This is a genomic window from Clostridium sp. AF28-12 (genome assembly GCF_003435225.1).
GTDB lineage: Bacteria > Bacillota > Clostridia > Lachnospirales > Lachnospiraceae > Pilosibacter > Pilosibacter fragilis.
On record NZ_QWGJ01000015.1, the window covers coordinates 95,065 to 105,739 of the forward strand.

At 52.3% G+C, this 10,675-nt stretch carries 8 protein-coding genes; 5 read left to right on the top strand and 3 right to left on the bottom strand.

What is annotated here, in order from left to right; translation table 11 throughout:
* Positions 1-13 precede the first annotated feature (13 nt).
* The 5 genes from DWY93_RS12825 to DWY93_RS17555 all read left to right on the top strand — a co-directional run bounded on the left by DWY93_RS12825 (position 14) and on the right by DWY93_RS17555 (position 3,895).
* On the top strand, positions 14-661 hold the full coding sequence (locus tag DWY93_RS12825) for a TrkA family potassium uptake protein (RefSeq protein ID WP_117470473.1): 648 nt from the start codon (positions 14-16) through the stop codon (positions 659-661).
* 34 nt (positions 662-695) lie between these two features.
* Entirely contained in the window at positions 696-1,883 is a 1,188-nt protein-coding gene (locus DWY93_RS12830) for an AI-2E family transporter (RefSeq protein WP_117470474.1), read from the top strand.
* A 204-nt stretch (positions 1,884-2,087) separates the two neighbouring features.
* Entirely contained in the window at positions 2,088-2,669 is a 582-nt protein-coding gene (locus DWY93_RS12835; protein WP_117470475.1) for a hypothetical protein, read from the top strand.
* Between the two features lie 422 nt (positions 2,670-3,091).
* A complete protein-coding gene (locus DWY93_RS12840; RefSeq protein ID WP_117470476.1) occupies positions 3,092-3,364 on the top strand; it encodes a hypothetical protein in 273 nt (90 codons plus the stop codon).
* 3 nt (positions 3,365-3,367) lie between these two features.
* Positions 3,368-3,895, top strand: a complete 528-nt coding sequence (locus tag DWY93_RS17555; protein WP_242990620.1) for a replication initiator protein A — start codon at positions 3,368-3,370, stop codon at positions 3,893-3,895.
* 214 nt (positions 3,896-4,109) lie between these two features.
* Here the strand turns inward: DWY93_RS17555 and mfd are convergent, their stop codons facing one another.
* From mfd to DWY93_RS12860, 3 genes are all read right to left on the bottom strand, one after another.
* Complete coding sequence (mfd, locus tag DWY93_RS12850) at positions 4,110-7,820, bottom strand: transcription-repair coupling factor (protein ID WP_242990621.1); 3,711 nt, start codon at positions 7,818-7,820, stop codon at positions 4,110-4,112.
* A 115-nt stretch (positions 7,821-7,935) separates the two neighbouring features.
* A complete protein-coding gene (gene pth / locus DWY93_RS12855) occupies positions 7,936-8,511 on the bottom strand; it encodes an aminoacyl-tRNA hydrolase (protein ID WP_117470477.1) in 576 nt (191 codons plus the stop codon).
* Between the two features lie 535 nt (positions 8,512-9,046).
* Positions 9,047-10,675 (bottom strand): [FeFe] hydrogenase, group A (locus tag DWY93_RS12860; protein ID WP_117472470.1); only part of this gene is annotated, 1,629 nt, incomplete at its 5' end.

Consider the following 10,675-nt stretch of genomic DNA (forward strand, 5'->3'; position numbering starts at 1 on the left):
AGTTGTCTATCCCATGAAAAATGTTTTATTGATTGGAGCAGGTCGCTTTGGGCGGCATATCGCCATGCAGCTTTCTCAACTGGGGCATCAGGTCATGGCAGTTGATACCAACGAGGAGCGAATCAACGATGTGCTTCCGTTTGTCACCAACGCACAGATCGGCGACAGCACCAATGCGGAGTTCCTGCGTTCGCTCGGCATCGGGAATTTTGATGTTTGCTTTATGACCATCAGCGGCAACTTCCAGAACTCGCTGGAAACCACCTCGCTGCTGAAAGAGCTGGGCGCAAAATGCGTGGTATCCCGCGCCGAACGCGACGTGCAGGCGAAGTTTCTGCTCCGCAACGGCGCAGATAACGTGGTCTATCCCGAAAAGCAGATGGCAAAATGGGCAGCGATTCGATTCACTGCCGACCATATTTTTGACTATATAGAGATCGACGAGCAGCACGCCATCTTTGAAGTTCAGGTGCCAGAGGCGTGGGTCGGGAAAAGCGTTGGAGAACTGGATGTTCGCCGAAAGTTCGGCATCAATATCCTCGGCATCAAGTGTGCAGGAAAAACGGATGTTTCCGTTACGCCGGACACTGTATTGTCCGATGACATAACGATTCTGACAATGGGTGAGTATAAAGCGCTGCAAAAGTGCTTTCGGATTTGAATGGGCCTGTGCACAATAGTGGAAAGGAAGAAACATGGCGAAGAAACCGCAAAACACAGCCGGTAACAGAAATGAGGATTCCGCGCCGCAGGAACGCAAATGGCCGGACAAGGCGATTATTCGTTACATTATCCGCGCATTGGTGCTGCTGATTGTATTTGCGTGGGCACTGGTAAACCTTGACGCTGTTTTGCGTTTTCTCGGCAAGGTGCTTGCGCTGTTCACGCCATTTCTGATCGGCGGCGCAATTGCGTTTTTGATTAACATAGTCCTTCGACCGTTGGAATGCTGCTGGAACAAGGTGTGCCGAAGGGCTCCTGAAAAGCTGACCCGCCCTGTGTGCCTGAGCGCAAGCACCGTGCTCGTTCTTGGGATTCTGTTTGCTGTGGTGTTTATGATGATCCCCAGCCTGCGGGAGTCCGGCGACGAGTTTATTCAAAACATTCCGGCCTATGTGGAGGAAATCGGGCGGTGGTGGACAGGCGTTGTCCGGTTTGCTGCAAAATATAACATTGTCCTGCCCGAATACGCCATAGACTCCGACCTGTTGATCGAGAAGGTCACCGCCTTGATCAGCGATGAGGGAAGCGGCATCCTCACCGTGACGTGGGGCGCGGCAACCTCTGTCCTGTCGGCTTTGGTGGATGTTCTCTTGGGACTTGTCTTTGCGCTGTATCTGCTTGCAAAGAAGGAAGTCGTCGCGGCACATTTGAAAAAACTCATTGTGACAGTCCTTCCGCAAAAGAAGGCACAGCGGCTTCTGAGTATTGCCTTTCTGACCAACCAAACCTTTACAAATTTTGTCAGCGGACAGCTTACCGAAGCGGTCATCATCGGCGTTCTGTGCTTCTTTGGAATGCTGATCCTTGGGATTCCGTATGCTGGTGCGGTCTCCGCGTTTGTGGCCGTTACTGCGCTGGTACCGATTTTTGGCGCATGGATTGGCGGCGGTCTTGGCGCGTTTTTGATCCTGCTGGCAGAACCCGGCAAGGCTCTGTGGTTCATTCTCTTTCTGCTCATTTTGCAGCAGGTGGAGAGCAATCTGATTTATCCCAAGGTGGTCGGCAAGTCCGTTGGGCTTCCCGGACTGCTTGTGCTGATGGCTGTTACAATCGGCGGCGAAGCATTCGGCGTCTTAGGGATGCTGTTCAGCGTACCCGTCTGTGCTGTGTTGTACAGTCTTTATCTGGAGTTCATGAAGAAAGCAAGCACCAACCACTGAATGATTCATGATCGGCTGCCTCCTGAATATAAGGCTGCGAGCCAAATGCAAAGGGCTTGGGATTATCCCAAAATCGCCACGTGTCCGGACAGCGGCTGTGCTTGCTATTCTCCCAAATCTCAGTTTCCCCATCCCCGCGCTGCGCTTTTCCTTCGGCGTGATCTGTGGTATACTGTAGGAAAATCACCAAAGGGAGGGCTGCGTATGGCAGAGAGACGCGTATTTGCCGGTTACTACAAGCGCTACGACGGCAAGCCGATTTTCGTCATCCGGGTGCTCAAGGACATCGACACCGGCGAGGCCATCGTGGTCTGCAAGGATGCCAGCTTTTCCCGTGAGGACAACGAACATTACTACCTCATCCGCTACGCCTCCTTCTGCGAGCAGGTCGAAGTCGATGGTGTACTGCGGGATAAATACGTCCGTCAGACCCGGCGCGAGATCGACGAAGGCACCGTCCGCGAGGTGTATGAGGATGGCTTTCCGGAGCCTAAGAGCAAGCCCTTCACTTATGTTGATGACGGGTACGCGGAGCGCACCATCCGTTGCAGCAGAACCTACTATGAATACGCCGACCTCTTCCGGAAACGCTTTTCCGAGGGGCTGTCCATCCGCAAAGCAGCGGATGCCATGCAGCAGAATCGCGGCGTGGTCGAGCGGCGGCAGGCCGCGCTCTATCGGGCGTTCGCCCAGCTTTTGCAGCAGCGGGATGAGGCAGATGGTGTCTGTCGGCTGATGCAGAAAACTGAATACGATCAAAGGGATATAGAGGATTTGCTCGAATAACTGATGCAAATCCAAGCGCTTGTCGTAGTGGCAGGCGCTTCTTTTTTTGCCCTTGTTATGACAAAACCGTGACGCCCCGCATCATTTTGTCCGTTGGAAAGTAGAAAGGGCAATTTGGAGCAGCGCACAGAATTTATTTCACCGACCTCGAAACTTTTTTGAGAAATCTGGGACAAAACCGGTCTCTGATTCACTTAGCTAAGTAGAGGGAGGATCAGGGGCAAGAAAAGTTTTTTGAAAAAGGGTGCTAAGTTTTTGAGAAAAAATGTCCGTTGGTTATATAGAGGACCTTCTGCACGACCAAAATTTTTTCGCGCCACCTGACAAACGATCAAAAATTGTCTGCGGGATGGAGAAAGGGAAACCAATCCATCCAAGCCGCCCTTCAAACAAAGTTTTTCAAAATCGAAAGAAGAATCACAATGAACATCATGCACTACGATTATTCCGACAAGACCACCGTCCCCACGGAGCTGCTGCAAGACCCCTATCTCTCTGTCGATACCAAGGGTCTGGCCGCAATCCTCTGTTCCTTCGGCAAAGAAGCCTTTGAGCTGTCCGAACTGAACAAACTGCTGAAAGATAACATTTCGGATGAGCGAATCTTCCGCACGCTCATGGAGCTTTACGATATGTGCTATCTGGACGTTTGGGAAGAGGGAGATAACAGACACCTGATGCTGAGGGGGATGTAAGTCATGCCGGACCGCACGCGACCCATCCGCAAAGAAATCTGCCTCAACGAGCAGGAGTTGAATCTCATTCAGCACAAGATGCGGCAGTTGGGGACGCACAACTTCGGGGTTTACGCCCGGAAAATGCTGCTCGACGGGTACATCATCAAGGTCGATTACACCGAGCAGAAAAAGTTAACTGCCGCCGTCAGCCGCGTCACCTCGAACGTCAACCAGATTTGCCGCCGCATCAACAGCACCGGGCGCTGCTACGAGGATGACGTTGCCGAGCTGAAAGCGCGGCAAGCCGAGATCTGGGAGCTGCTGCTGGACAGGGCAAGCATTTCCCGGCAGAACGGCTACGTCGAGCCGGACGGCACCATCCGGCTGTACTTCACCTTGGAGCAGGCGCAGACAAAGCTCCACCGCAGCCGCCAGAGCGCCACACGAATCTTCCGGGAACTGGAGTACAGCGGCTTGATCGTTCGGCGCAAGCAGGGCTTTGCCAATACTAATGATTGTGCGAAGAGGGATAAAATCCGTTCAACTTGAAGTATACCTTGTTTCACTGGGACACAATCTTTATAAATTCCACAACAAACAGATGAAAATAAAATCAGCTGCACAGATTTGAAAATCAACAAATTTATGGGGTAAGGGGGAAATGCGCTTTTAGAGACTACTTCGTTTATAATTTTTTAGTCTAAAAGAGCGTGTAAAAAATGATTTCTCATTTTTTCACACGCCCTATTTTTACCATATGCTTTTATTTTCTGCTCTCCGCCAGTTCCCCAAGCTTCCCCAGCAATTCCTTCGCCTTCTCCATCATCGGCTCGCAATCCTTATGCTTCTTTCCTTTATCCTGATAGAACAGCACCGGCTTCTCTCCCTGGGCAAAGCGTAACGCAGTCTTATACTCGGCAATAAGCGCCGGGATCCCGGTGACATCGAGCTTTGCCTTCGGGTAGAGTTCGATGCGGATCTCCTGGGTGTTGATATCCACCTCGGTCACATAGGCGCGGTGGGCCATAGCTTTTAATTCCGCTACACGCAGCAGGTTATCCACAGATTTCGGAATATCGCCGAAGCGGTCGATCAGCTCATCCTGCATATCCATATACTCGTCGTCCGTCTCGATGGCGGAAATTCTCTTGTATACATCAAGCTTCAGATACTCATTCTTGATATATCCGTCCGGAATAAACGCGTCGATATCGCAATCCACCACAGTCTCAAAGGTCTCTTCCTCTTCCTGTCCGCCCTTTAAGGCAATAACAGCCTCGTTGAGCATCTTGCAGTAAAGGTCATATCCGACTGCCTCCATGTGTCCATGCTGTTCCGCTCCGAGAATATTTCCCGCGCCGCGGATCTCAAGATCACGCATCGCGATCTTGATCCCGGATCCCAGCTCCGTGAACTCCCGGATCGCCTGAAGACGTTTTTCCGCGTCCTCCTTTAACATCTTATCCCGTTTATACATCAGGAACGCATAGGAGGTCCGGTTGGACCGTCCGATCCGCCCCCGGATCTGGTAGAGCTGGGAAAGTCCCAGACGATCCGCGTCCTGAATGATCATCGTGTTGGCATTCGGAATATCCAGCCCCGTCTCGATGATCGTTGTAGACACGAGAACATCAATATCGCCGTTGATGAAATCCAGCATGATCTTCTCAAGCTGATGCTCATTCATCTGACCATGGGCAAAGGCCACATTCGCGTCGGGCACGAGAGACGCCACATGGTTTGCCACCTCGTCGATGTTATTGACACGGTTGTATACATAGTACACCTGCCCGCCGCGCCCTAATTCTCTGTGGATCGCCTCACGGATCATCTCGTCGTTGTACTCCATGACATAGGTCTGGATCGGAACACGGTCCACCGGCGGTTCCTCTAGAACACTCATGTCACGGATCCCGATAAGGCTCATATGCAGAGTCCGCGGGATCGGCGTCGCTGTCAGGGTCAGAACGTCCACGTTCTGCTTCATCTGCTTGATCTTCTCTTTGTGGGTCACACCGAACCGCTGCTCCTCATCGACGATCAGAAGTCCAAGGTTCTTAAACTGTACATCCTTTGACAGGACTCTGTGTGTGCCGACAATAATATCCACATACCCCTTTTTCAGTCCTTCTACTGTCTTCTTCATCTCTCCCGGTGTCCGGAAGCGCGACATCATGTCCACCCGCACCGGAAAATCCTTCATTCTCTGGACAAAGGTATTGTAGATCTGCTGCGCGAGGATCGTTGTCGGGACCAGATAGACCACCTGCTTTTCTTCCTGTACGGCTTTAAAAGCTGCCCGGAGCGCGATCTCCGTCTTTCCGTAGCCCACATCTCCGCAGATCAGGCGGTCCATGATCTTCTTGCTCTCCATGTCCCGCTTCGTATCATCGATGGCGGTAAGCTGGTCGTCCGTCTCATCATAGGGGAACATCTCCTCGAATTCCTTCTGCCACACCGTATCCGGTCCGTACTGAAATCCCTCCGCGTCCTGACGCGCCGCATAGAGCTCCACAAGCTCCTTTGCGATCTCCCGGACTGCCGTGCGGACCTTTGTCTTCGTCTTCGTCCACTCAGTCCCGCCAAGCTTATTTAACTTCGGGACCTTTGCGTCAGCCCCGGCATACTTCTGGATTCCCTCCAGACGGGTCGCCGGAAGATAGAGGTTTCCGCCGTCACCGTACTCGACCTTGATATAGTCCTTGATGACATGATCCTGCTCGATCTTCTCGATTCCCTTGTAGATGCCGAGACCATGGCTCTCATGCACCACGTAGTCGCCGACAGAAAGTTCGGAGAAGCTGCTGATCTTCTTTCCCTCGTAATTGTACTTTTTCCGCTTCTTCTTCCGTTTTTCCACGCCGAACATGTCGCCCTCGGTGATGACGACGAACTTGATCAGCGGGTACTCAAAGCCCTTATGGAGTTTTCCGTAGGTGACCATGATCTCCCCCGGAGCGACCGGCTGTCCCGGGTCTTCCGGACAGAACGCCCGCAGGTCATACTCCCTTAGATCCCCCGCAAGACGGCTCGCTCTGGTCCTCGACGCAGAGAGGAGAACAACGCGGTATCCGTCCTTCTTCCATCTCGTCAGGTCCTTGATCAGGATCTCGAAGCTGTTCTGGTAGGAATTTAAGTTCTTTCCGGTCAGGCTGTACTTCGCCTTCGGAGTCATGCCGGGGAGTCTCTGGTCAAGTCCGGTCATGAAGATCGTGTGCGGCGTGTGCGCGTCCGCCAGGATCGTTTTCGATGAAAACAGGAGGTCCGCCTGCCCCGGCAGGATATAGCCCTGTTCCAGGCGATGGGACATGCTCTCCCGGAATTCCGTCTCGACGGTCTCCGCTTTTTCTTTCATGCGCTGGGGTTCATCTAAGAGCAGGGCGAGTCCTGTGTATTCCTTTTCTGTGCCCGCTGCTATCCTATTTGAGTCACCGACAGCTTTTTTCCCTGTCCCCCCTGCCTTTTGTTCTGACATTCCGCTCTCTGCAGCTTTTGCCGTTTTCTTGTCAGTCTCCTCTCCCGTTTTTACCTCAGAATGCGTGCAAACAGCTCTGTTTCCCACATCTTTCATGTAATCCAGAAATGACACCGTGTCCTTACAGAAATACCGGATATACGCATCCAATGTCTGCACATCGAATCCCTCTCTCAAGGATTCCACAAGCTCTCCGACGGCCCGCCGGATCCGCGTCGCTTCCTCCGGCTTTTTCTGATCGCGGAAGGTCTTTTCCTGCTTCTTTCCCTCTGACTCCAGGCGCAGGATCCCATCCTCGATATGTTCCTTCGTGAGGATCAGTTCTGCTGCCGGGTAGATCGTGACCTCGTCCATCTGCTGGATCGAGCGCTGGCTCTCGGCATCAAACGAGCGGATCGAGTCCACCTCGTCTCCCCAGAGTTCGATCCGGACCGGGACCTCCTCCGTAAGCGGAAAGACATCGAGAATTCCACCGCGGACCGAAAACTGTCCCATTCCATCGACCTGTCCCATCCGCTCATATCCCATGTTCGTAAGCTGTGTCTTGATCTCCTCGATATCGAGCGTCTGTCCCGCCATGATGTTCAGGCAGCTCTCCCTGATCATGGAAAGCGGCAGAAGATGATCCATGAGACCGTCCACGGTCGTCACGACAACGCCGCCTTCGTCCTCCAAAAGGTGTTTAAACACCTGCATCCGCTGTCTCGTCAGGAGATTTCCGTGGATATCAGAGCTGTAAAACAGAAGGTCTCTTGCCGGGTACAGCCATGTATTCGGCTCAAAATAGCTGAAATCATCATAGATCTCCTTCGCCCGGTTGTCATCATACGTCACGACAAGGCGCCACGGATGTTCCTTCGAGAGTTCATACATGACATGAACTTTCTGGGAATCTGTCACGCCGCTGACCTGGATCGGACCTTTTCCTTTATCCATATCCTGTTTCATATCGGTATACTCCGCCAGCTCCGCGAGCGGATTTGCAAAAACTTCAGCCATGGTTCCTCCTGTTTTTATTCGTTTCCTGTCCGATCATATTTCTGATTCTATTCCAGTTAGTGTGCATAGGTATTCTCCGCACGCACACTGCGGCAAAATTTTACCAATACTTCTTTTATTTTTCTTCTTTCTTCCGGTTATGATCATTCATCGCCTGCGCGATCCCGACATTCACGATCTCGCAGACTGCGTCGGCCGCTTCCTTCACGGCGTCATCCATCGTCGCCTGCTCTTCCTTTGAGAAGTGTCCGAGCACATAATCTGCAAGATCCATTCTCGCCGGTTTCTCACCGACTCCGACCTTCACGCGCGGGAATTCCTGGGTTCCGAGATGTGCGATGATGCTCTTGATCCCGTTGTGACCGCCGGCACTTCCCTTTGCGCGGATCCTTAACTGGCCCGGAGCCAGACTGATATCATCGTACACGATCAGGATATCTTCCGGATCCACCTTATAATAATCGGCTGCCGCGCGGATACTCTCCCCACTGGAGTTCATATACGTCTGCGGCTTCATGAGAATCACCTTCTCCCCGCCGATCACGCCTTTTCCGCAGAGCGCCTTGTGCTTTTTCTCTGAAATGTCCGCCCCGATCTTCTCCGCCAGAGCATCCATCACCATAAAACCTGCATTGTGTCTTGTATTTTCATATTCCTTTCCCGGGTTTCCGAGACCTGCAATTATTAACATTTTTATCTCCTTTTCGAATTTCCGCTGACCGCCAGGTATTCCCTTCCACGGTCAAAACGGAATCTGATTTTTCTAAATCGCAACGCATTTAAGGGGCCTTTTTCCAAAGTCCCCTGATTTCTACATTTTATCAGTTTTGAACGTCCAGTGCAAGAGGCAGTTATGACAAGAATCTGCCGCCAGCAACTCCGTCATGACACCCATTCCGTCCATGATCACAGCTGTTAGCGGCAGATTCTTTTATATCCTATACTCGTTTTTCATACTCCGGCAGATACCCCCTGATGTACCGTCCGAATCGTGCGGGATTTGCGCTTTTGCGCTCATCCCTTGTGCATTCCGTGTCATGGAATGTATCTATTCATAGATTACCATATTTTCAGAATTCATGCAATCCTTTTCAGGAAACACATACACTTGCGTTTACAGTAACTATCCTTCACAGACATTCGACTTGAATTTTCGACATAAAATCAATTGTTTTTTCATTCCTGTATCTACGTGCTTTTTCTGTATCCGTAATTTAACCGACACTTTATTTATTTTTCCAATGCTCCGTATGCAGCAGCATATGTGCCTTGTGGGACATCGGTTTTCCGAAGAAATCGCTGTAGATCTCCTTGATATCCGGGTTTTCATGCGAATACCGGAGTTCTGATTCCGCATCCAGTTCGTATAACTTCTTTCCGCGCGCAAACGCCAGCTCCTCGCCGTCGTGGATCGGCTGTCCGCCGCCGCCGACACAGCCGCCCGGGCATGCCATGACTTCGACAAAGTCGTAGTGGACTTCCCCGCGCTCGATCTGCTGCAGCAGTCTTCTCGTATTTCCAAGGCCGCTGACTGCTGCGGTACGCAGCTTAATGTCGCCGATCGCAAACTCCGCTTCCTGGACTCCTGCGTTTTCCTGGAATCCTTCACTGCGGACCGCACGGAACGCGTCTGCCGGCGGATTCTCGCCCTTTAAGGTGAAATATGCGGTGCGCAGGGCTGCTTCCATAACGCCGCCGGTCGCGCCGAAGATCACACCGGCGCCGGTTCCCGCGTGCATCGGGCTGTCGCCCGGGATCTCGACCAGTGTATTCGGACGGATATGGGCGGAGCGGATCATCTTCACGAGTTCTCTCGTCGTGAGAACCGCATCGACGTCATGTCCGGCATACTCCCCGTAGAAGAGGTCCATCTCACGCTCGCCTTTTTTTGCCACGCAGGGCATGATGGAGAGCGTAAAGATCTGATCCGGGGAAACTCCGAGTTTTTCCGCAAAATATGTCTTCATGACCGCCCCGAACATCTGCTGCGGGGATTTTGCTGTGGAGAGGTAGTTCACCATATACGGAAACTGGCTCTTCGCAAATCGAACCCAGCCAGGGCAGCATGAGGTGAACATCGGACGGTCTTTCAGTTCGCCGCTTGTGAAACGGCTGATAAACTCCGTGCTCTCCTCCATGATCGTGAGATCCGCGGAAAATACCGTATCAAACGCGTAATCGACGCCCATTCTCTTTAATGCATCGAAGATCTTTCCGACCGGAGCGTCCGCGCCGGAGAGTCCAAGTTCCTCTCCCCAGGCCGTGCGGACCGCCGGGGCAACCTGCGCCACAACGATCTTCTCTTTATTTTCGATCGCTTCCCAGACTTTTTCCGTATCGTCGCGCTCCGAGAGGGCGCCAACCGGACAGTGGGTGATACACTGACCGCAGAGAGCGCAGTTCGCTTCCCCGATCGTCTTATGTCCTGCGACATTCACGGTCGTTCTGGAACCGGTTCCTTCCACATCCCAAATCCCGAGTCCCTGGATCTTATCACAGACCTGAACACAGCGCATGCACTTGATGCACTTCGCGGAATTGCGGATCAGCGGGAAATTCTTATCCCACGGCTGATATTCCGGTTCCTGCTTAAACGGGATTTCCAGAATATTCAGATCATATGCCACCTGCTGCAGACCACAGTTTCCGTTTCTCGGACAGACCACGCAGCGGTTATCATGCTGGGACAGCAGCAGCTGGACCGTATTTCTTCTGTGATTCCGGACCTTCGGGCTGTTCGTATGGATGACCATGCCTTCCTTCACGAGATTGTTGCAGGAGGTGATCAGTTTTTCCTTTCCTTCCAGCTCCACAACGCAGACTCTGCAGGCCGCGATCTCGTTGATCCCCTTTAA

Bases quoted from the DNA above. Each gene is read 5' to 3' on its own strand.
- DWY93_RS12825 (WP_117470473.1), top strand. From the start codon at position 14: ATGAAAAATGTTTTATTGATTGGAGCAGGTCGCTTTGGGCGGCATATC.
- DWY93_RS12830 (WP_117470474.1), top strand. From the start codon at position 696: ATGGCGAAGAAACCGCAAAACACAGCCGGTAACAGAAATGAGGATTCC.
- DWY93_RS12835 (WP_117470475.1), top strand. From the start codon at position 2,088: ATGGCAGAGAGACGCGTATTTGCCGGTTACTACAAGCGCTACGACGGC.
- DWY93_RS12840 (WP_117470476.1), top strand. From the start codon at position 3,092: ATGAACATCATGCACTACGATTATTCCGACAAGACCACCGTCCCCACG.
- DWY93_RS17555 (WP_242990620.1), top strand. From the start codon at position 3,368: ATGCCGGACCGCACGCGACCCATCCGCAAAGAAATCTGCCTCAACGAG.
- mfd (WP_242990621.1), bottom strand. From the start codon at position 7,820: ATGGCTGAAGTTTTTGCAAATCCGCTCGCGGAGCTGGCGGAGTATACC.
- pth (WP_117470477.1), bottom strand. From the start codon at position 8,511: ATGTTAATAATTGCAGGTCTCGGAAACCCGGGAAAGGAATATGAAAAT.